Source organism: Natroniella acetigena (genome assembly GCF_023227745.1).
Classification (GTDB): Bacteria; Bacillota; Halanaerobiia; order Halobacteroidales; family Halobacteroidaceae; genus Natroniella; species Natroniella acetigena.
In genome coordinates this window covers 1-19,808 of the sequence record NZ_JALKBX010000008.1, presented here as the reverse complement: position 1 = coordinate 19,808, position 19,808 = coordinate 1, and the positions used below count along the sequence as shown (strand labels likewise).

At 33.3% G+C, this 19,808-nt stretch carries 23 protein-coding genes; 15 read left to right on the top strand and 8 right to left on the bottom strand.

The window, feature by feature from the left end:
• Positions 1–280: 280 nt before the first annotated feature.
• Positions 281–874, top strand: a complete 594-nt coding sequence (locus tag MWH25_RS03360; RefSeq protein ID WP_248625790.1) for a hypothetical protein — start codon at positions 281–283, stop codon at positions 872–874.
• Positions 875–934: 60 nt separating this feature from the next.
• Here the strand turns inward: MWH25_RS03360 and MWH25_RS03355 are convergent, their stop codons facing one another.
• Positions 935–1,138 carry a cold-shock protein gene (locus tag MWH25_RS03355; protein ID WP_248625788.1) on the bottom strand — a complete coding sequence of 68 codons (204 nt, stop codon included), beginning with the start codon at positions 1,136–1,138 and terminating at the stop codon, positions 935–937.
• A gap of 409 nt (positions 1,139–1,547) precedes the next feature.
• On the opposite strand from MWH25_RS03355, the gene clpB reads away from it, so the two are divergent.
• Together clpB and MWH25_RS03345 are read left to right on the top strand one after the other, a co-directional pair.
• A complete protein-coding gene (gene clpB / locus MWH25_RS03350; protein WP_248625786.1) occupies positions 1,548–4,136 on the top strand; it encodes an ATP-dependent chaperone ClpB in 2,589 nt (862 codons plus the stop codon).
• Positions 4,137–4,271: 135 nt separating this feature from the next.
• Positions 4,272–4,841 (top strand): ankyrin repeat domain-containing protein, encoded by a 570-nt coding sequence (locus MWH25_RS03345; protein ID WP_248625784.1) that lies wholly within the window; start codon positions 4,272–4,274, stop codon positions 4,839–4,841.
• Positions 4,842–4,873: 32 nt separating this feature from the next.
• Here the strand turns inward: MWH25_RS03345 and MWH25_RS03340 are convergent, their stop codons facing one another.
• Genes MWH25_RS03340 through yedE form a run of 3 tightly spaced genes read right to left on the bottom strand, consistent with a single transcriptional unit; the run spans position 4,874 to position 6,458 of the window.
• Positions 4,874–5,155, bottom strand: a complete 282-nt coding sequence (locus MWH25_RS03340; protein WP_248625782.1) for a putative Se/S carrier protein — start codon at positions 5,153–5,155, stop codon at positions 4,874–4,876.
• Positions 5,156–5,161: 6 nt separating this feature from the next.
• Complete coding sequence (locus MWH25_RS03335) at positions 5,162–5,380, bottom strand: sulfurtransferase TusA family protein (protein ID WP_248625780.1); 219 nt, start codon at positions 5,378–5,380, stop codon at positions 5,162–5,164.
• Positions 5,370–6,458, bottom strand: coding sequence for a YedE family putative selenium transporter (gene yedE / locus MWH25_RS03330; protein WP_248625778.1), 1,089 nt, complete (start codon positions 6,456–6,458; stop codon positions 5,370–5,372). Before yedE ends, MWH25_RS03335 begins: the two co-directional genes overlap by 11 nt.
• A gap of 197 nt (positions 6,459–6,655) precedes the next feature.
• On the opposite strand from yedE, the gene MWH25_RS03325 reads away from it, so the two are divergent.
• The 6 genes from MWH25_RS03325 (at position 6,656) to MWH25_RS03300 (ending at position 12,922) form a co-directional block, all read left to right on the top strand.
• Positions 6,656–7,807: an aminotransferase class V-fold PLP-dependent enzyme gene (locus MWH25_RS03325; protein WP_248625776.1), complete on the top strand. Its 1,152-nt coding sequence runs from the start codon at positions 6,656–6,658 to the stop codon at positions 7,805–7,807.
• Between the two features lie 482 nt (positions 7,808–8,289).
• Entirely contained in the window at positions 8,290–10,020 is a 1,731-nt protein-coding gene (locus MWH25_RS03320) for an aldehyde ferredoxin oxidoreductase family protein (protein WP_248625774.1), read from the top strand.
• Positions 10,021–10,058: 38 nt separating this feature from the next.
• Positions 10,059–10,292, top strand: coding sequence for a MoaD/ThiS family protein (locus tag MWH25_RS03315; RefSeq protein WP_248625772.1), 234 nt, complete (start codon positions 10,059–10,061; stop codon positions 10,290–10,292).
• A gap of 2 nt (positions 10,293–10,294) precedes the next feature.
• Positions 10,295–10,972 carry a HesA/MoeB/ThiF family protein gene (locus MWH25_RS03310; RefSeq protein ID WP_248625770.1) on the top strand — a complete coding sequence of 226 codons (678 nt, stop codon included), beginning with the start codon at positions 10,295–10,297 and terminating at the stop codon, positions 10,970–10,972.
• A gap of 334 nt (positions 10,973–11,306) precedes the next feature.
• Complete coding sequence (locus MWH25_RS03305) at positions 11,307–12,473, top strand: dicarboxylate/amino acid:cation symporter (RefSeq protein ID WP_248625768.1); 1,167 nt, start codon at positions 11,307–11,309, stop codon at positions 12,471–12,473.
• Positions 12,474–12,754: 281 nt separating this feature from the next.
• The gene (locus MWH25_RS03300) at positions 12,755–12,922 is read left to right on the top strand and encodes an aspartyl-phosphate phosphatase Spo0E family protein (RefSeq protein WP_248625766.1); all 168 of its coding nucleotides are present in this window, start codon (positions 12,755–12,757) and stop codon (positions 12,920–12,922) included.
• Positions 12,923–13,096: 174 nt separating this feature from the next.
• Here the strand turns inward: MWH25_RS03300 and MWH25_RS03295 are convergent, their stop codons facing one another.
• Positions 13,097–13,207, bottom strand: a complete 111-nt coding sequence (locus MWH25_RS03295) for a hypothetical protein (RefSeq protein WP_428832790.1) — start codon at positions 13,205–13,207, stop codon at positions 13,097–13,099.
• A 212-nt stretch (positions 13,208–13,419) separates the two neighbouring features.
• Between MWH25_RS03295 and MWH25_RS03290 the strand changes: the two genes are divergently transcribed.
• The 3 genes from MWH25_RS03290 (at position 13,420) to MWH25_RS03280 (ending at position 15,581) form a co-directional block, all read left to right on the top strand.
• Positions 13,420–14,148, top strand: coding sequence for a hypothetical protein (locus tag MWH25_RS03290; protein ID WP_248625764.1), 729 nt, complete (start codon positions 13,420–13,422; stop codon positions 14,146–14,148).
• Positions 14,149–14,513: 365 nt separating this feature from the next.
• On the top strand, positions 14,514–14,759 hold the full coding sequence (locus MWH25_RS03285) for a hypothetical protein (protein ID WP_248625762.1): 246 nt from the start codon (positions 14,514–14,516) through the stop codon (positions 14,757–14,759).
• A gap of 219 nt (positions 14,760–14,978) precedes the next feature.
• A complete protein-coding gene (locus MWH25_RS03280; protein ID WP_248625760.1) occupies positions 14,979–15,581 on the top strand; it encodes a hypothetical protein in 603 nt (200 codons plus the stop codon).
• Between the two features lie 75 nt (positions 15,582–15,656).
• Here MWH25_RS03280 and MWH25_RS03275 read toward each other — a convergent pair whose 3' ends face one another.
• On the bottom strand, positions 15,657–16,121 hold the full coding sequence (locus tag MWH25_RS03275; protein ID WP_248625758.1) for a chemotaxis protein CheX: 465 nt from the start codon (positions 16,119–16,121) through the stop codon (positions 15,657–15,659).
• Between the two features lie 31 nt (positions 16,122–16,152).
• Complete coding sequence (locus MWH25_RS03270) at positions 16,153–16,557, bottom strand: bacteriohemerythrin (RefSeq protein ID WP_248625882.1); 405 nt, start codon at positions 16,555–16,557, stop codon at positions 16,153–16,155.
• Between the two features lie 462 nt (positions 16,558–17,019).
• On the opposite strand from MWH25_RS03270, the gene MWH25_RS03265 reads away from it, so the two are divergent.
• The 3 genes from MWH25_RS03265 to MWH25_RS03255 all read left to right on the top strand — a co-directional run bounded on the left by MWH25_RS03265 (position 17,020) and on the right by MWH25_RS03255 (position 18,391).
• On the top strand, positions 17,020–17,361 hold the full coding sequence (locus MWH25_RS03265; RefSeq protein WP_248625756.1) for a single-stranded DNA-binding protein: 342 nt from the start codon (positions 17,020–17,022) through the stop codon (positions 17,359–17,361).
• Positions 17,362–17,728: 367 nt separating this feature from the next.
• Complete coding sequence (locus MWH25_RS03260; RefSeq protein ID WP_248625754.1) at positions 17,729–18,178, top strand: CBS domain-containing protein; 450 nt, start codon at positions 17,729–17,731, stop codon at positions 18,176–18,178.
• A gap of 51 nt (positions 18,179–18,229) precedes the next feature.
• Complete coding sequence (locus tag MWH25_RS03255; protein WP_248625752.1) at positions 18,230–18,391, top strand: hypothetical protein; 162 nt, start codon at positions 18,230–18,232, stop codon at positions 18,389–18,391.
• Between the two features lie 255 nt (positions 18,392–18,646).
• On the opposite strand, the gene holA is transcribed toward MWH25_RS03255, so the two are convergent.
• Positions 18,647–19,660, bottom strand: coding sequence for a DNA polymerase III subunit delta (gene holA, locus MWH25_RS03250; RefSeq protein ID WP_248625750.1), 1,014 nt, complete (start codon positions 19,658–19,660; stop codon positions 18,647–18,649).
• Positions 19,661–19,808 lie beyond the last annotated feature (148 nt).

Genomic DNA, 19,808 nt, shown 5'->3' with positions numbered 1-19,808 from the left:
AATCGTAGTTTGATGAATAGTTAGATATGTAAAGATGAATAATAGAAAAGCTTGGCACTGATTAAGGCTTAAAATACTAAGACTAGCTAATTTATTTTATAATCTCTCCTTGATATCTATAAGTAGTATTCTAGATAATTGAGTAAGTTCCTTGTTTATAATTAATTTAATGTCAGTTTTAGTTAGTTAAGGGGTTCTAAGATAAATGATGCAGGAAAAAGAAGCTTAAGCAAGAATATATACTTAGAGGAATAATTTTAAAATGTGGAGGAGAAAATTAATGAAATCAGCAAAAGTATCTATTTTAGTTTCTTTAATTTTACTATTAAGTAGCAGTAATATTTTGGCTTCAACCTTAAATTTAGGAGAGGATGTTTATAGAGTGCAGGTATTACGATTTGAAGCAGATCAAGGTGATTTTATTACGGTCGATTTGGGTTATGGGGTCAATGACTATTCAGGATATGGTCTCAGTTTTACAGCGCCTTATGGAGGAGAAGGTTCTGGGGTAGCCAGCATAGAATATCAATTTATACCAGAGGGATTACAAGAAGCAGAAAGAGATTTTAATTGGGCTCTTAAAGTGGGAGCAAGTAGTGGAAGTATTTTAGATCCAACTGATGAAGAAGATACTGGAGGTTTAATCTTAGGCTTAATTATGGAGCGTCAATTTGAGGAAGGAGCAGAAGTCTATTTTGACTTAGATATAAACTCTAATTTAGTTGGGATTTCAGATTTTATAGTAGATGCTGAATTAGGAATCGGCAAAGAGTTGGCTGAAGGAATCAAAGGGGTAGCTGCTGTTAGAATGTTAGGTGGAGAAGAAACAACTTCGACGTATGGGCCAACTTATGGGGTCAAAATTGATTTTTAGATAAAAATAAAAGCCTCGGAAAAATTCCGAGGCTTGGTAAACATCGTAATCTATATTAATTTATAGTTTGACGACATTTTCAGCTTGAGGTCCACGATCTCCATCAACGACTTCAAATTCTACTGATTGACCTTCTTCTAAAGTCTTGAATCCTTCTTCTTCAATTGCAGAGAAATGTACAAATACATCGTCTCCTTCTGCTCGCTCAATAAATCCATAACCTTTTTCTCCATTAAACCACTTAACATTACCTTGTTCCTTCATTTAAATAATTCCTCCTAATAATTAAAAAAATCAACTGGCAGTATATTTTTTACCAGCCTTCTTAAGAATACCACATAATTTCAGATTTGTCAATTGGTTAGCCAAATAAAAATAGTGTGGGTGTCTGTAATCTGTGTCGGTAAAAGCAATTTTGTGAGGGTAGGTCTCCGTCGATATGTTTTTTACGTTTTTCACGGACAGTCTTGGTTTGTAAGACTCGTAAGATCCGTGTCAGTAAAATTAATTTCTCTACTGACACATTGTATCCATTTCATTGATATAATTGACAAATAAGGTTTATTTTTTTATAATATTATTAGCACTCGATAAAGATGAGTGCTAATAATTACTTAATAAGTGAATAAAGCTTTAAAGATAGAGGAAAAAATATATCTGGAGGTGCTTATTAATGAAGATGGATAATTTCACTATTAAAGCTCAAGAAAGTTTGATGGAAGCTCAGCATCTAGCAGACGATTATCAAAATCAGGAAGTCTATCCTGCCCATTTATTGTTAGCTTTAGTGGAACAGGATGATGGAATAGTAAGACCTATCTTACAGAAGTTGGAGCTGAAGTTAGGTAGTCTAGAGGAAGAATTAAGAGAAAGGATTAATAAGTTTCCTCAAGTTTATTCTGAGCAGGGGGAACTTTATACTTCACAACAATTAGCTCGGGTTTTGCGCCGGGCCAAAAAAGAAGCCAAAGAGTTACAGGATGAATATGTCTCTACGGAACACTTTTTGGTGGCTATCTTAGCTGATGGCAAAAGTAAGGCGGCTAAATTGTTAAAAGAGAAAGGAATTGCTAAGAATCAAGTCAGGAAAGCAGTTGAGGAGGTTCGAGGAGGAGCAAAAGTGACCAGCCAAAATGCTGAGGGCCAATATCAAGCTTTAGAAAATTACACGATCGATTTGACTGAGTTAGCTAGGAATGGTAAGCTTGATCCTGTTATTGGGCGTGATGAAAAGATTAGAAGAATAATGCAGGTTTTATCCCGAAGACGTAAGAATAACCCAGTCTTGATTGGGGAACCGGGTGTAGGTAAGACGGCGATTGTAGAGGGGTTGGCCCAAAGGATCATCAATGGTGATGTACCTGAAGCTTTAAAAGAAAAGAAGGTAATCTCTTTAGATATGGGTTCTTTGGTTGCAGGAAGTAAGTATCGGGGTGAATTTGAGGAGCGTTTAAAATCTGTCTTAAAGGAGATAAAGAAGGCAGAAGGACAGATTATTCTCTTTATTGATGAAATGCATACCTTGGTTGGGGCAGGAGCGACTGAAGGAGCAATGGATGCTGCTAATTTGTTAAAACCTGCTTTAGCAAGAGGAGAATTACATTGTGTAGGAGCGACTACTTTAGCAGAATATAAAAAGCATATCGAAAAGGATGCTGCTTTAGAGCGGAGATTTCAACCGGTCATAATTGAAGAGCCATCTTTAGAAGATACAATCTCTATTTTGCGTGGTTTGAAGGAGAAGTATGAAATTCATCATGGAGTTAGAATTCAAGATAGTGCTTTAGTAGCTGCTGCTCAGTTATCCGATCGCTACTTAACAGAGCGTTTTTTACCTGATAAAGCAATCGATTTAATTGATGAAGCAGCTTCTAAATTAAGAATTGAGATAGATTCAATGCCGATTGAAATTGATGAATTGGATCGTAAATTAAGAAGGTTAGAGATTGAACGGGAAGCGTTAAAAAAAGAAGAAGATCAAGCTTCTCAAGAGCGTCTAGAAGCTATTGAACAAGAGATAGCTGATCTAAAAGAGAAGATAAACCCCTTAAAAGCTAAATGGGAGAATGAAAAAGAGGGTATACAAAAGATTCAAGATTTAAAAGAAGAGATTGAAGAGACCAAGATTGCTGCTGAAAATGCTGAGAGAGAAGCAGATTATGAAGAGGCAGCTCGATTGAAGTATGGAAGATTACATGAATTACAAAAGAAGTTAGAGGAGTTTGAACAACGGACAGAAGAGTTAAAAGAAGAGCGTGACTTAGTTAAAGAAGAAGTACAAGAGGATGATATAGCTAAGATAGTAGCTTCGTGGACTGATATTCCGGTTACTAAAGTAATGGAAGAAGAACGAGAAAAGTTGGTTTATTTAGAGCAGGAGTTGTCTAAGCGAGTTGTAGGGCAAGATGATGCTATTAGAGCAGTTAGTAATGCTATTCGCCGTTCTCGAACTGGACTTCAGGATGAAGATCGTCCATTAGGTTCTTTTATCTTTATGGGGCCAACAGGGGTAGGTAAGACAGAACTGGCCAAAACGTTAGCTGAATATTTATTTGATGATCAGCGAGCTATCGTTAGGTTGGATATGTCAGAGTATATGGAACGCCATGCTGTTGCTAAATTGATTGGTTCACCTCCTGGCTACGTTGGTTTTGAGGAAGGAGGACAATTGACAGAAAAGATCAGACGTAAACCTTATGCCGTTCTCTTATTAGATGAAATAGAAAAAGCTCATCCTGACGTATTTAACATTTTATTACAAATTTTAGATGATGGAATTTTAACAGATAGTCAAGGAAAAGAGGTTGACTTTAGGAACACAGTGATTATTATGACCTCTAATATTGGTTCTCAATATATTCAAGATTTAGATCAGGAGGTTGAAATAAAAGAGAAGGTAGCTGAGGCATTAAAAGAGCATTTTAGACCGGAATTTTTAAATCGAGTTGATGAACAGATTATCTTCCACCCCTTAGCTAAAGATCATTTAAATCGAATTATTGAGCTTAAGTTAGCTGATTTAGAAGAGAAGTTAGCTAAGCAGGGTCTAGAGATAGAATTAACAGTAGATGCTAAAACTCAAATTAGGGAATTGGGTTATGATCCAGTTTATGGAGCGAGACCACTACAGAGGGTGATTCAAAAGTATATTAAGGATCGGTTAGCATTGATGTTACTTGATGAACAGGTCAAGGAAGGTGACCAGGTTTTAGTTGATTATGAATATGAAGGGGAAGAGTTTAAATTTAAGATAACTGATTAATATAGACTATAGACTATATTTTCAAGCAGGGAAACCCTGCTTGTTTTATTGTAAATTTATTGATGTAAAAGAAGGATTTGTTTTTGGTTTCTAGAATCATAGTAATAATAAAATTAATTAAGGAGCTGATTAGTCATGATAAATGATAAGAGAATAGTATTAGTCTTAATTATTTCTTTAGTTTTATCGGGGTGTGCTTTATTTGGGGATAGTACTTCTGAGCAAGAAGTAGATTCTGAACAAGAAGTAGATTCTGAGCAGATAGAAGAGCTTGAAAAAGAGCCAAAAGATTTGGTTGAAAAAGATTGGAGTCAGATAAATTGGTCAGATTCTTTAGTAGACGATGAGATTGATGATTTATTAGCTAGTGGTGTGGATCTTAATGATAAAGATGAAAAAGGGAGAACACCTTTAATGAAAGCTGCCAAAGCAGGTAATCTAGAAGCTGTTAAGCTCTTGATTCAAAGAGGGGCAGAGATTGATTTACAGGACTTAGAGGGGAGAACTGCTTTAATTAATGCTACTTATAATGGTAATGAATTGGTAATAGAGTATTTACTCCAGGAGGGGGCAGATCCTGATTTAGAAGATAGTTCAGGAAATATTGCTTTGGATTATTTGAAGCATTATTTTGCCGAAAATAAGATGGCTACTGAAGAATTTAAGATTTATAATACTCTCCAAGAGGTAACAGATCGTCAGTAATATTTGGTGGTCATATAAATATTATAATAAGATCAAGGATGGGAGATCTCCCATCCTTGATCTTTTGATATCTGTTTTATTTCCTTATTATCTTCAGAATATAAATATATATGTTCATATTCAATTTTATCTTCCATCTTTTTCAATTTTTCAAAATTTTCCTTATCTAACTTTCCAGCTATTCCACAGGAAGAACTTATCTGTCGAGGAACAGGGGTTAATTTAGTTTTTAAGTTATTAGCCTTCATAATAGATTCAAATTTTAAAGCTAAGTGAGTAGAAGGAAAAGTTATGATATAAGTGTATTTTTTCATATTTAATTACCCCTTTGTAATCAATAGTTTATATTCTTCCTCATTCTTTTTGACTTCTACTTCACAGCCGGAACTTTCAACAAATCTAGTCACATTCTCTTTTGCTACTTCTTCATTGATTAATACAGTAATTTGACCGTCAGTTATTTTTGTAAGTGCTTGTTTTGTCATTACAACTGGCTCAGGACAACTACGTCCTCTAGTATCGATAGTTTTATGCGCCATGACTTATCTCTCCTTTCTGAGAATATTTTATTGAGTTGAAATAGATGTTTAAAGAACCAATTAAAGTAACCATAATAATTCCTATAATAACTGCTACTTTAGCATTTGTTCCTACCCCTGATGGTGCACCTGCTAAACCAAAGTTGTGTGAGATAGCACCTCCTACTAATAGCCCTAAAAAGGTTACAGCAGAATCAGTATTTCCTTCACCAGCTAAAATAGTCTGACGTAATGGACATCCTCCTAGTAATACAGAACCAAATCCTGCTAGTAGCATCCCTAAGAAGTTCCAGATGAAATCATTATGAGCTGCTATTTGTCCTTCAAAACCTAAGTTAAAGTTACCAAAAGCAAAATTAAAGATTAATCCAAATACAAAGATTGCAATAAATCCGTTAAATAGATGAGGATCTTTAATCAAGTAGATATCTCTAATTCCTCCTACCATACAAATTCGGCTCTTTTGGGATAAAACACCTACTATTAGTCCAGCAATCAATGCAATAATAATTGGAGCAAATGCTGAACCTGGTCCAGATTCACTTAAGAAGATAAATTCTGGATTTAAGATCCGAAGACTTAAAAGAATAATAGCAATAACAGGTAAGATATAACCATTAATTGGATTTTGATCATGAGCCTTACCAAGACTAAAGCCTTTTTTAATAAACTGAGTTCCAATAATTATTCCACTGGCAAAGCCTAGGAATCCAGCAATTGCTGTTAAGTCTCCCCCACTAAGGCGAAGTACCATTCTAAGTGGGCAACCTAAAAATACTAAAGCTCCAATCATTACAAACATACCAATAATAAAACGAACAAATGGAGATGATCCACCTCTTGATTTAAATTCCTTATTAAGTAAGGAGATGATTAATGCTCCAAAAATGAAGCCTATGATTTCAGGTCGAATATTTTGAACTACTTCTGCTCTGTGTAATCCCATTCCCCCAGCAATATCTCTAATAAAACAAGCTACGCATATTCCCATATTACCTGGGTTTCCTAGATGAATCAGGTAAGCAGCTAAAATACCAATTATAGCTCCAGTGAAAATAATAGTTCTTTTGTCAGTCATGTTATCAATCCTTCCTATTTAAAATATAATCTGTATGAATTATAACACAAATCAAAAATATCATCAATTTTTTTTATGTTAAATATAAATAATATAAATAAAAATCACAGCTTGACTTCTAAAGAAAGCGTAGGATATAATAAATTATGTATTTTGTTAGAATTGAATGATTTTGCACAGGAAGGTTGTGATTAATTATGAAAGAAGTTTATTTAGATAATGCTGCTACTACTCGCTATAAACCTGGTTCAGTAGTAAAAGCCATGAAAGATTATTTTCGAGATATAGGATGTAGTCCGGGTAGAGGAGGTTATGAGTTTTCACTAGATGCAGGGAGAATTTTATTAGAAGCGCGTCTTAATTTAGCTCAATTTTTTAATGTTCCAACACCAGAACAGATAGTTTTTACCCATAATATAACCTGCTCTTTAAATTATGCAATTAAAGGTTTGTTACAAGAAGGAGACCATGTTATAACAACCACTTTAGAACATAATTCAGTTATTAGACCATTGAAGTCATTGGAAAGTGAAGGAATTATTGATGTTAGCTACATTAATGCTGATAAAAGAGGGTTAATACAAATAGAGGATATTAATGATGAAATAAAAGATAATACAAAGATGATAATTATCACTCATGCTTCTAATGTAATTGGAGCTTTGCTACCGATAAAAGAAATAGCTAAAATTGCTGATCTATATAATCTATTTTTTGTATTAGATACTGCTCAGACAGCAGGAGTTTATGAGTTGAATTTTTCTGAACTCAGTTTGGATATACTTGCTTTTACAGGGCATAAAGGATTGATGGGCCCTCCTGGAACGGGTGGATTTGCAATTAGTCAAAGAGCAGCTAAACAGATGAAGCCTTTAATTGAAGGAGGTACTGGTAGTATTTCTGATAAAGAGTATCAGCCAGATTTTTTGCCCGATAAATTTGAAAGTGGTACCCCAAATACTCCTGGAATTGCTGGGTTAAATGCTGGAGTTGAGTTTATAAAGCAAGAGGGTTTGGGAAAAATAAGAAGTCACAAATTAAAATTAACTAACAAGCTTTTAAGAGGTTTAAAAGAAATAAAAAAAGTTAATATTCATGGGTCAAAGGATATTAAGTTGCAGACTGCTACTGTTTCAATAACTGTTACTGATTGTGATTTAGGAGAACTAAGTTTTACATTAGATGATAAATATAATATTATGACTCGTTCAGGATTACATTGTGCTCCTTTAACCCATAAGACGATAGGTACTTTTCCAGAGGGAACTTTAAGATTTAGTATTGGTTATTTTAATACTGAAGAAGAGATTGATTATACTCTTCAATGCTTAGAGGATGTTTTAAAATAATTTTATGCATTGAGGGACTATAATTCAAAGCCTGATCTATAAAATTGCTAATTATCTTGAGATAGTAAGAAATACTCTTTATTGGAAAATGAAGAAGTATAAGATTAAATTTTTAATACTGTTCAATTTTATAACGGCGTTATAAAATTGAACAGTATTCTTAAATGATTGGATTATTCAGATAGCTGTGATATGGACTGTTCTAAAATCTAACATTATCTAGTTTTTTTTAAAATTTAAAGAGTATTCTTCAAATTTTGTTATGTTAAAATTGCTGGAATATAGCAGTGGAATTGCTTGAAAATCATGATTAATAGACTGATTTTATTTAAAATTAAGTAAAATCAGTCTATTTTGATTGATTGGTATATGAATTGCATTTGTTAATAGGTGAAAAGTAAGATACTTTCAGCTGAAATAAAATATTGAAGACAAAATATTTAGCTGAGAGTACTGTACTAAGTAATGAGGGGGTTGTAAATATGAAAATTTATCGAGTGAATATGACGGAAGGTAAGGTTACTACTGAAGATGTAAAGCAAGATTATGTAGCTTTAGGGGGTCGAGGTCTTACTTCACAAATTATTGCAGATGAGGTAGATCCAACGTGTAATCCAATAGGAGCTAAGAATAAGTTAGTAATTGCTCCAGGGTTATTATCGGGAACTAATGCACCAAGTTCTGGTCGATTATCTGTTGGGACTAAAAGTCCTCTTACTGGCACTATTAAGGAGTCTAATGCCGGTGGTACAGCAGCTCAAAAATTGGCTAAATTAAATGTAAAAGCAATTGTTGTCGAAGGGAAACCTGAAGATAACAAGTTCTACACTATGACGGTAAATAAGGATGGTATTAAGTTAGAAGACGTATCTGATAATTTATTAGGTAAGGGCAATTATGAAGTAATGGAAAAGGTACAAGAGGAGTTAGGAGAAGATGTTTGTGTAATGTCTATTGGTCAGGCTGGAGAGTATAAGTTACAGTCTGCTTCTATTGCTGTATCTGACCCTGAAGGTCGTCCTACACGTCATTGTGGACGTGGTGGTACTGGCGCTGTAATGGGATCTAAAGGATTAAAAACAATAGTGATTGATGATACTGATGCTCCAGGAGTTTCTATAGTTGATAAAGACAAGTTTAAGAAGTCTGCTCGTGGATTAGCTAAGGCTTTATTGGATCATCCAGTATGTGGTGAAGGGTTACCTGAGTATGGAACATCTATCTTGATTAATATTTTAAATGAATCGGGTGGATTACCAACTAAAAACTTCCGTACAGGACGCTTTGAGGGAGCAGATAAGATTAGTGGTGAAACAATAGCTGATGTTATCAAGGAGCGTGGAGGTCAAACGGCTCATGTTTGTCACCCAGGTTGTGTTATGAGATGTTCTCAGATTTATAATGATAAAGATGGTAATTATTTAACTGGCGGCTTTGAGTATGAAACAGTTTGGGGCTTCGGTGCTAATTCTGAGATTGATGACATAGATGCTATCGCTATGATGGATCGTATTTGTGATGATATTGGAGTAGATACTATTGAAATGTCTACTACTATAGCTGTTGCTATGGAAGCAGGGATTATTGAATTTGGTGATGCTGAAGGAGCAATTGATCTTTTAAAGCAAATAGGTGAAGGTACACCTCTTGGTAGAATTATTGGTAACGGAACTGGATTTACTGGTAAAGCTTTTGGTCTTACACGTGTACCAGTAGTTAAGAATCAAAGTATTCCAGCTTATGATCCACGTGCTGTTAAAGGTGTAGCTGTAACTTATGCGACAAGTACTATGGGTGCAGATCATACAGCAGGCTATGCTGTAACAGCTAATATTCTTGGTATTGGTGGTGATGTAGATCCGTTAAGTAAAGAAGGTCAAGTTGCTCTTTCTAGAGATCTACAAATAGCTACTGCAGCAGTAGATAGTACTGGTCTTTGTGTCTTTGCTGCTTTTGCAATTTTAGATAATGAAGTAGCTTTACCGGCTGTAGTAGATATGCTTAATGCACAGTATGGTATAGAGTTAGTTGCTGATGATGTTACTAAATTAGGTGAATCTATCCTTAAAGCCGAAAGAGATTTCAATGTTAGGGCTGGTTTTGATAATTCAGATGATCGCTTACCTGATTTCTTCTTAGAAGAGGAGTGTTCACCTCATAATGTTAAATTTGATATAACTGACGAGGAGCTTGATGAAGTTTATAACTTTTAGTAATAAGTTATAAGATAATAATAGTAGGAGAGATGAAGATGAAAGTAACGGTAAGATTATTTGCTACCTTAAAGGATTTTTTTCCAAAAAATCAGAAAAAAGTTTTGGTAGAGTTAGAAGCAGGTAGTACAGTTAATGAGGTGGTTGAATATTTTGGGATTCCCCAGACAACCCCTTTAATTATTAAGGTTAATGGCAGATCTGGATCGAAGAGTACAGTATTAAAGGATGGGGATAGAGTTGGGATTTTTCCTCCGGTTGGGGGAGGATGATGATGGATTTTTTAGAGCGACAAACCGAAATGTTTAAAATTAATGAATTAGAGAAACTTATTAATTCAACAATTTTAATAGCTGGTGCTGGAGGATTAGGTACTCATCAAGCATTAGAATTGCAACGAATTGGAATTAAGAAGATTTATTTGATGGATTATGATCGAATAGAACTATCTAATTTAAACCGACAAGTATTATATGGTAGGGCTGATATTGGAGAATTTAAAGCAGTTAAAGCTAAGGAAGTTTTAGATGCTTTTGATTTAGGAACGGAGATTGTAGCAATTACTGATAAAATTGATCAAGAAACTGAATTGCCTTTAGATGTTGATTTGATCATGGATGCTTTGGATAATTTTGAAGCTAGATTCAACTTATCTCAGTTAGCTTGTGAGTATGAATTGCCTCTGATTCATGGTGGAATTTCTTCCTGGTATGGACAGTTAACAACAATTATTCCAGGAGAAACACCTACTTTACAAGAAATTTTTGAGGAACAAATTGCCCAAACTAGGGAAAAAGTTCAAGCTTTCTCTCCTGTTGTAGCAATGGTTGCTTGTTTGCAGGTTTTAGAGGCGGTTAAGGTTTTATTAGGTAAAGATGAGACTCTTGCTAATAAATTATTATTTGTTGATGGAAAAGATAATTCTATTGAGAAGGTTGATTTGAAAAATTGAAATTCAGCCCTAATTTTGTAATTACAAAATTAGGGCTGAATTTCTTTTAAGAAGATGAAATGATATTTTGAAAGAAGGTATTTTAATTATTATACTGAATATATGTAAGGGGAAAATCAATGTTTGAAATTAAATAATCTTATGCTCGAAAAAAGTTAATCCTTGATATTTCAAAAGAGAAAGATTAGGAGAAATTAGATTAGGGAATCAAACTGCAGATAGTATGGCTCATTATAAGTGATTTTAGAAACATTTGATTTTAAGCAGGATTTTTAGAAAATTTGTTCAATTTAATGTATAATTAAATAATTAAAAATTTTAGGGAGTTGATATTATGAATAAGCTTGGTTTATTGCCTAAGTTATTATTAGGAATCTTATTTGGTATTATTGTTGGATTATTTTTTCCTAACTGGTTTGCTAGGTCATTTTATACTCTTACTAGCATTTTTGGTGAATTTTTAATTTATATTGTACCACTTATTATTTTAGGATTTATTGTCCCAGGGATCGCAGAACTAGGAGATAAGGCCGGAAAGCTATTAGGAATTACAGTGGGAACGGCTTATTTATCTACAGTTATTGCTGGAGTTATAGCATATTTTATTGGGAGCGGTATATTACCTACTATTATAGTTGATGGTGCTGTACAAACTGCAGAAAATGGTGGAATTGAACCTTTCTTAACGATTGAGATGCCGCCATTAATGGGAGTAATGACAGCATTGATAACATCGTTTGTACTTGGTTTAGGAATTAGCTTTATCAAAGGAGAAAATAATGTACTTTTAGATTTTATGTATGAGTTTAGGGAGATTATTGTATTAGTAATAGAAAAGGTAATTATTCCATTATTACCATTTTATATTGCGGGAGTCTTTGCTGATATGGCAGTTACAGGGGAGGTTTTTGAGACTTTAGGAGTCTTTGGGCAAGTATTTGCTTTAGTAATAATTTTACACATAGGTTATTTAATTCTTTTATATTTATTGGCTGGTCAAAGGAGCGGTAGTAATCCGTTCAAAAGTTTGAAGAATATGATACCGGCTTATACTACAGCATTAGGTACTATGTCCAGTGCTGCTACGCTACCTGTTACTTTAAAGAGTGCTAAAAAGAATGATTTATCTGAAGAGGTAGCTGATTTTGTAATTCCATTATCAGCAACGATTCATTTGGCAGGTAGTACGATTACTTTAGTCTTATGTTCAATTACCGTTTTATTACTTTACGGTGCACAACCGACTTTGGCTGAATTTTTACCATTTATTATGAGTTTAGGTGTAGTAATGGTTGCTGCTCCAGGAGTACCAGGAGGAGCTGTAATGGCTGCTTTAGGATTAATGACTACTATTCTTGGTTTTGGTGATGCTCAGCAAGCATTGATGATTGGATTGTATATGGCTCAAGATGGTTTTGGAACTGCTTGTAATGTTACTGGAGATGGAGCAATTGCTCTGATAGTTGATTCTATCTCCGAAAAATTATCTAAAACTGGTTAAGTCTATTAAAAAGTGAATCTTAATTTTTAAGGCGCTTTAATCAGGTAAGATTAGAGCGTCTTTTTTAATGTTACTGTTTTTAAATGGGCTGCATAGACTCAGACTAAGATTAGTCTGAGTCTATGACTGGAGGTCATTTAATTAGTGATAGAAAAAATTGAAATCATATTTGAAACTTGGAAGTTATTACTATATAATATAAAAGCATGATAATGATCATTCATTCTAAAATATATAATGTTACAATTATAAAATAAATCATCTAGGAAGGGGTGTAAACAATGGAGCTGAAATCATTAAAAGAGCAGATTGAGAAGAAGAGAAGAGAGCTGGACTTGATAATGAAGAGAGATTGTCAGCAGGAAGCTTTAGAACTAAGTCGAGAATTAGATCGATTGATTTTTAAATATATGTCTCAAAAAAATGGTGATGCTTTATTGATGTCTTAAATATATAAAACAGGAGAATCAGTACTTATGGTATGGTTGGTGATTTATAATATAGTTCTTTTTCTAGTGTTTAGTGTAACTATTGTACCGTTAGGATAGGTAGCAATATCATCAATAAAATTATTGACTAAACCTTGGTCAAAGTGATTATTGCTATGCTCACGCAAAAATCTATCACTTTATAAACAGACCATTTTGACGATAACATCTATTGCTAGTTAGAGCATCAAAGATATCAGCGATAGCCACAATTCTACCAAATTCATGAATCTTCTTTTCTTTCAGCTCTTCAGGATAGCCTGTACCATTTATTTTCTCATGGTGATTTAGTACTGCAACTGTAGATTATTATTGACCCTTGCTTTAAATGATTTTAAATTAATAGCTGGTGTTGATAAAATATCTTGTTAAAGATGGGAGAAATTAATATAGACTAGCTTTAATAATTGAGTTAAGATAAGAAGTAGATACTATAAAATAAATAAAGGAGAGTAAGTATGAAGAAGATTAAAATAATGGCAATTATCAGTTTATTTCTTATCTTAGGCGCTGGTTGTAGACAACAGGAAAGGTATGAGTTATCTGGTCAGATAATAGATGGGGGAGAACTAGGAGTTGAAGATGTATCATTACATATTGGTAAGGATGGCTTAGTGAGGACAGATGAGGAAGGTAGATGGTCTAAAATAGTTGAAGAAGATCAAGTAGCTAAAGGAGAGGTCTCAATCAGACCTGCTAAAGAAGGATATTACTTCATTCCTCAAGAAAAAAAGATAACTTCTTTAAGACAGGATATAGAATTTGAAGCAGTTAAAAGAAATTATTTTGAAGGGGATAATAAGATTTATGCGATAGAGATTCAACCTCAAAAGAGGATTTTGATTGAAGAAATTGTAGCTGAGCAAGAGTATAAGATCTTATTTGATTTAGCAGCAACGGTTGATAATGAAGAGTTTGTAAGATATTTGGAGCTTCTAGAGTTGGAATATATTGATTTAGCAGTAATTAATAGTCCTTACCCTGGTGAGGTAGAAAAATTGATTAGGAAATTTGAAGAGGTTAATCCAAACGATATAGTAGATCCGGCAATAGAAGGTACAGTAACTATTATAGAGAATTATTTAGTTAAGTTAGCAGATGATAATATTGAATTGATTGAAGGGAGATTTGATGATTTACAAGGATTGATTTCTAATGAAGAAATTTTAGATGAAGTTATAGAATAATCAGATTAAGATAAAGCATGTCTCATTTTTTGAGATCTGCTTTATTTTTTTATTACAATTATGTGTCACTTTTGTGCCACATAATTGAGTTGACAGTGTACAGTGAACAGTGTACAGTTAAGATCAAAACCTTAAAAATTTAAAACCATTTAGAACCCTTATAATTAAAGGGGTAGAGAGGTTTTGAATTTAAGATTTAATGATTTTTTAACTGTCAACTGTAAACCGTAAACTGTACACTGATATAAAGTGGCAAAGTGCCACTTTATATCAATTTAATGTAATTTTTGCAGGTGTCTAGTTGATTATCAAGAAGAAATTAATCATAATCAATATTGTTCTTGTTGAAAAAAGGGGGAAGTTAGATGTTAACCATTAAATGTGCTAAATGTAAGGATAAGCTTCTGAAATATAACAAGATCGGTCAAGGTAGAGTCTTAAAGTGTTGGGAGGAAAAAATCAGTAGAATTTATGGTAAGGTTGACGATGGTAAACTTTTATGTAATAATTGTGGTAATTTAATTGGTGAGGTTAAGACTAGAGGAGGAAGGAATTATATAGATATGAATCGGGAAGAGTTTACTTACAGTGGGCGAAAAATTCCCAAGTAAGGTTAAATAAAGAGTGTTCTTAGTTAAAAGAAAACATTGTGAAATTAGAAATCTAATTAGTTTATAGCTCTTGATTATTGATTTTTTAGTCTTTTGATTTTGATGTTTTGAATTTAATTATCAATTCGCAGAGAGATTGATCTTGAAACTGGATTTGAATTATTAGAAGTTTAAAATTTTAAACTATAGTTTGTTTTTGACTACAGGAAGGAGTAATAAATGGAAGGTAGTGCAAAGATAAAATTGCTGAGGACTTCTCAAGCTGTTAATAGTGGTAGGAATTATGAAATTTATCTTGATGGTGAACAGGAAGGTAAGATTGCTGATGGAGAAGAAGAGATAATTGAAATTACACCTGGGAAGCATGAGATTTATGTCAAGATCGATTGGTGTAAGAGTAAGAAGATAACATTAAATTTAGAGAAGGATGAAGAGGTTAAATTGCTCTGTGGTAGTAAGCTAGTAGGATGGAAGCAGTGGTTAACTCTCTTTTATCTCTGTTCTACAGATAAATTCGTTTATCTGGATTATTATAGTCAAACTTTGACCCTTGATTATGATGAAGAGACTTGGGAAGAGATTAAAGAAAAAGGTTTTTTATATTTTATAGTCAGGAAGGGAATTATAGGATGGGGATTACCTGTCGGATGTTTTGTTCTACTGATTAATATTTTAACTAGCTTGGGAGAGATTACATTCCATGAAATTGTATTGGAGCTTTTAAATACTTTGGCTATTTTTTCAGTTGGGGGAATTGTCTTTGGTATGCTTATGTGGTTTTTTTCTAAAGGAGAAGAGGAGAAGGAAGAGATATCAGATTAATCTGGAAAGGAAGTGAAGTAAGAATATTTTAATTTTAAACCAAAGCCACAGGTTAATTAACCTGTGGCTATTTGCCTAGCAGTTGCACAGTCCGATGTTAACATCAAATTCTCCAAAGTTAGTCTCAAGAGGCATAATAGAGATCTCCTCACTGGCCAGTGAAATTTTATTATCAATCCCAATGATCACTTGGGGAGGGGTAATATCACAGCAATAGTCATTTTGACTAAGAGTTGTCAGGGCATTACCACAGATAATATTGCCCAGTTCACCGACAGCAGAGGTGACGAATTTATCGATCTCTTTTATTTCCATGCCAGACATTTCTCGGACTATCTTGAGTGCCATCTCTTCGGGGAAGCTGAAGATAATAGCCCCTTCTAGATCACCAGTTATACCAATAGAGATATTGACCTTCTTAGTTGCAATCAACTCTTCAGTGACAGCAGTTGGCCCTTGTTTGATCTCTTTTAATTGAAGAATATTATTTAAGACCTTATTAGTAGCAGTAAAGATCGGTTCTATATAATCAGTAGTCATCTAAGTTCCTCCTTTAAAGATTTTGTTTTAATTACTTTTGGATATAATCAGCAATTTTTTGATCTTCATCAGCAACATGATTAATTAACCAGGTTAGTAGTCTACCACTGAACTCCATAACGAGATCTTCGTTATATTTATCCGCTTCAAATTCTTGCTTAAAGTTTATGATTTCTTCTTTGAATCTGTCATGAACTTCTTTATGCTCTTCATAATGGGGATAGTTATATTCTTGCTGTACTTTTTCTTCGGAATCAAAATGAACAACAACGTATTGGCCCATGAAATCAAGTGTCTTTTCGATCTCTTCTAATTTACTTTTCATCTCTTCGTCATTACGGACAACATTTAAAAAGTTATTTAGTCGGTTAAATATTTCTTTATGTTGTTGATCGACTTTCTCGATACCTATCTTATACTTTTCTTTCCATAACATACTGCTCACTCCTTTTTAATAATAATAATAATGATTACTGCTATTATATTCATATTCAATAAACTTTAAGAAAATCCTTTAAATAATGGAATTTAATTTGTTATTGTACGATTGAACTATATATTAAGTGTCAGTGTCAGTGAACTCGTTAAAAAGATAAAAGCAAATATCATAGCCATATGTTTTAACTTATTGCGTTCGTTTAAGTAAATTTAATTAATTCATTAAGAGCAAGAGCCACAGGTTTCAACCTGTGGCGGGATTTCATGATGATGGTTGGACTACAGTACCCTGAAGGAGACTTTTTTGCCGACTAACTTATTGGAGAGTGAATTGTTCGGTTATCTTAGCCTATGACCGAACAACTTTGTTGCTAATAAACCCAGAAATTAATGCAAATAAAGTATATATATACTTTATTTGGTTAAAATAATAATGCTCATGAGAAAGGAGTTGAGAGAGATGTTAAATCAAGTAAATTTGGTTGGAAGGTTAGCAAGAGATCCCAAGCTGGTTGAAATGGAAAGTGATAGCAAGAGGGCAAATTTGGTAGTAGCTGTGGAACGTGATTATAAGAATAAAGAAGGGAAACGTAAGACAGATTTTATTTATGTAACAGTTTGGAATCGACTGGCGGAACAGTGCGATGAATTTTTATCAAAAGGAAGATTGATTGCAGTTCAGGGACGTATTGAGGTCAGTAGTTGGAATGATCAGGAGACAGGTGAAAAGAGATATAGAACGGGTATTATTGCTAGAGAAGTTAAGTTCTTAGATAGCCCACGCGAAGAAGTAAGTGCATAAAAATGATCAAATCAACCCTGTAATCTTGATTTATGGGGTTGATTTTTTGTTTATTAAAGTTGATGTTTAATTGATATTAAGTTTAAGGTTAAGTCTAAGTTTAAGTAAGATCTAAGCCCTTGAGTTAGAATAGCTATTAAAGATAATCGATTTAATGATCTTGTTCAATGAATTTTAAGAATTGATAACCTAATTCATTTTGAATTAGCAGGAAATAAATGAATTATCAAGAATATAAATATTAAATAGGAGCTTATTTGATTATAAATTTATCTGAATTGGATTACCTTTTAGGAATAAATAATGCTATAACTTTGAATTCTAAAAGTAAGATTAATTCTAGAGTAATAAAAAAGGGGGATTACAAATGAAGACAGCAGTTGAAATTATGACTGAGGATGTAATTACTGTTACGCCAGAAACTGGTGTCAAGGAGGTTTCTCGAATTTTAAGTAAGAATAAGATCAGTGGGGTGCCTGTAGTAGATGGTGGTCAATTAGTAGGAATTGTAAGTGATAGTGACTTGATACAGCAAGGTAAGAAGCTTGAACTGCCTAATTATATTTATTTATTGGATAGTATCCTATATTTAGATAGCTTTAAGAAATTTGAAGAAGAATTTAAGAAAATGGTAGGGGCCAAAGTAGAGGATGTAATGGGAACAGATGTTCAGACAGTTACTGCTAATGCAACAGTTGAGGATATAGCCACCATTTTGATTGATCTAGGAATTAAGCGGGTGCCTGTTGTTGATGAAGCTGGGAGCTTGATTGGAATTGTTAGTCGGGGAGATATTATTGATTATTTAAGTGAGTAAACTATAAAATTTTTGAATTAATATTTTGTTGAGGAGTTGAGACGATGGCTATTGAATACCCATTTTGCAGATGAAGAGGAGTTGCAAAGGAAGTATGATTATCCTCACTATGAAGAACATAAGCAATCTCATCAGCAGTTAATTGAACAGATCAACCAATTAAAGATAGAATTTTTCACTGCTGATCAGATAAGTGCAGAATTAGTAGATTAAATCACCAAGCAAATTAAAGAATGGTTAACTGCTCATATCTGTAAAACAGATAAGAAACTAGCTGAGTATATAAAAAGTCATAGTCAGTGAGTACCTAGCTAGGTGTTTGAGAATTTAGTTAGATAATAGCTATTATCTAACTAAATTTATTATTTTCAAAGGAAATATTGTGAATGATTTTCTGTTTTTAAGGTCTTTAATGGGTTACTTAATCTTAAACTTAACCTTAGACTATGACTGAAGGTCATTTAGTTCTTATTCTAGTTGGCTCAGTTTTAATACGAGCAGTTCCATTTCTAGTTCTGGATTGCTTTTGCTGACCAGATTTATATCTGTGTTGTGTAATTCTTCAAGACCCTGCTCTAAACCTTGCATTGAGAAGTTTTTACTCTGTTTTAAGCATTTTTCAATTGGATAGGGATGTTGGCTTAATTTGCGAGCAATCTGTTTAATTGTTAAATTTTTGCGGTATAAAGATTTAGTTTGAATCATTAATCTAATCTGTCGAGCAATCATTCCTAAGATCTGTTTAGGAGAACCACCATCTGTCATGATTTGATTTAATAGATTTAAGGCGTGAGAGTTTTTCTTCTTTCCAATTGCATCTACAAAATCAAAAATGGCATTCTTTTTTAATAATTGATCTTTACTGATGATTTGTGCTACATCTTGCTTGGTAATTTCTCTGTTCTTGCCAGGGCCAACAAAGGTAATGATCTTTTCTAATTCTGCATCTAATCTTTGCAGATTATTGTTAAAGGTCGATTCTAGTAATTTAATTGCTTGAAAACCTATAGTTAAATCTTCTGCTCGTACTTTAGTTTTGATCCAATCATCCAATTTTTTATACTTTAATTCCTTGAATTCTAATGTTTTTCCTATACTAGCTACTTTTTTAGATAATTTAAGCCGTTTATCAGGTTTTTTGAAACTGACAAATAATAAGACGGTTGTCTTAGGAAAATCATCAAGCAATTTGATCAATGAATCGGTTTGCTCCATTTTTTTGCGGAATAAATTTGTAGTATGAACTACTACAATTCTTTTATCAGACATAAAGGGCATTACTTGGGAGGAATTTATAATTTTATAAATAAAGTCTTCATTATTTTCTGTGATTAAGTCACAACCAAAATCTTTCATTTCTTGATTGACGAATGTAGCAATGAATTGTTGACTGAACTCTTTGATTAAGTAATTGTCCCCATAAGCCAAATAGACTGGGGCCAATTGATTGAGATCTTTTTGTAAGATTGTCTCAGGATTCATAAGTATCCTCCTCGGTTAGTATTACGTATTGCTCAACTATATATTATATGTAATCTTATGATTAAAGTCAATTAATTGATATAAAGTGGCACTTTGCCACTTTATATCAGTGTACAGTTTACAGTTGATATGGTTTCTATGGTTTTCA

What these genes read in the sequence shown, in the direction of transcription:
- MWH25_RS03280 (WP_248625760.1), top strand. Translation starts at nt 14,979, where the DNA reads ATGGAAGGTAGTGCAAAGATAAAATTGCTGAGGACTTCTCAAGCTGTT.
- MWH25_RS03290 (WP_248625764.1), top strand. Translation starts at nt 13,420, where the DNA reads ATGAAGAAGATTAAAATAATGGCAATTATCAGTTTATTTCTTATCTTA.
- MWH25_RS03315 (WP_248625772.1), top strand. Translation starts at nt 10,059, where the DNA reads ATGAAAGTAACGGTAAGATTATTTGCTACCTTAAAGGATTTTTTTCCA.
- MWH25_RS03335 (WP_248625780.1), bottom strand. Translation starts at nt 5,380, where the DNA reads ATGGCGCATAAAACTATCGATACTAGAGGACGTAGTTGTCCTGAGCCA.
- MWH25_RS03270 (WP_248625882.1), bottom strand. Translation starts at nt 16,557, where the DNA reads ATGTTATGGAAAGAAAAGTATAAGATAGGTATCGAGAAAGTCGATCAA.
- yedE (WP_248625778.1), bottom strand. Translation starts at nt 6,458, where the DNA reads ATGACTGACAAAAGAACTATTATTTTCACTGGAGCTATAATTGGTATT.
- MWH25_RS03340 (WP_248625782.1), bottom strand. Translation starts at nt 5,155, where the DNA reads ATGAAAAAATACACTTATATCATAACTTTTCCTTCTACTCACTTAGCT.
- MWH25_RS03305 (WP_248625768.1), top strand. Translation starts at nt 11,307, where the DNA reads ATGAATAAGCTTGGTTTATTGCCTAAGTTATTATTAGGAATCTTATTT.
- MWH25_RS03325 (WP_248625776.1), top strand. Translation starts at nt 6,656, where the DNA reads ATGAAAGAAGTTTATTTAGATAATGCTGCTACTACTCGCTATAAACCT.
- holA (WP_248625750.1), bottom strand. Translation starts at nt 19,660, where the DNA reads ATGAATCCTGAGACAATCTTACAAAAAGATCTCAATCAATTGGCCCCA.
- clpB (WP_248625786.1), top strand. Translation starts at nt 1,548, where the DNA reads ATGAAGATGGATAATTTCACTATTAAAGCTCAAGAAAGTTTGATGGAA.
- MWH25_RS03320 (WP_248625774.1), top strand. Translation starts at nt 8,290, where the DNA reads ATGAAAATTTATCGAGTGAATATGACGGAAGGTAAGGTTACTACTGAA.
- MWH25_RS03285 (WP_248625762.1), top strand. Translation starts at nt 14,514, where the DNA reads ATGTTAACCATTAAATGTGCTAAATGTAAGGATAAGCTTCTGAAATAT.
- MWH25_RS03345 (WP_248625784.1), top strand. Translation starts at nt 4,272, where the DNA reads ATGATAAATGATAAGAGAATAGTATTAGTCTTAATTATTTCTTTAGTT.
- MWH25_RS03300 (WP_248625766.1), top strand. Translation starts at nt 12,755, where the DNA reads ATGGAGCTGAAATCATTAAAAGAGCAGATTGAGAAGAAGAGAAGAGAG.
- MWH25_RS03265 (WP_248625756.1), top strand. Translation starts at nt 17,020, where the DNA reads ATGTTAAATCAAGTAAATTTGGTTGGAAGGTTAGCAAGAGATCCCAAG.
- MWH25_RS03260 (WP_248625754.1), top strand. Translation starts at nt 17,729, where the DNA reads ATGAAGACAGCAGTTGAAATTATGACTGAGGATGTAATTACTGTTACG.
- MWH25_RS03275 (WP_248625758.1), bottom strand. Translation starts at nt 16,121, where the DNA reads ATGACTACTGATTATATAGAACCGATCTTTACTGCTACTAATAAGGTC.
- MWH25_RS03310 (WP_248625770.1), top strand. Translation starts at nt 10,295, where the DNA reads ATGGATTTTTTAGAGCGACAAACCGAAATGTTTAAAATTAATGAATTA.
- MWH25_RS03355 (WP_248625788.1), bottom strand. Translation starts at nt 1,138, where the DNA reads ATGAAGGAACAAGGTAATGTTAAGTGGTTTAATGGAGAAAAAGGTTAT.
- MWH25_RS03360 (WP_248625790.1), top strand. Translation starts at nt 281, where the DNA reads ATGAAATCAGCAAAAGTATCTATTTTAGTTTCTTTAATTTTACTATTA.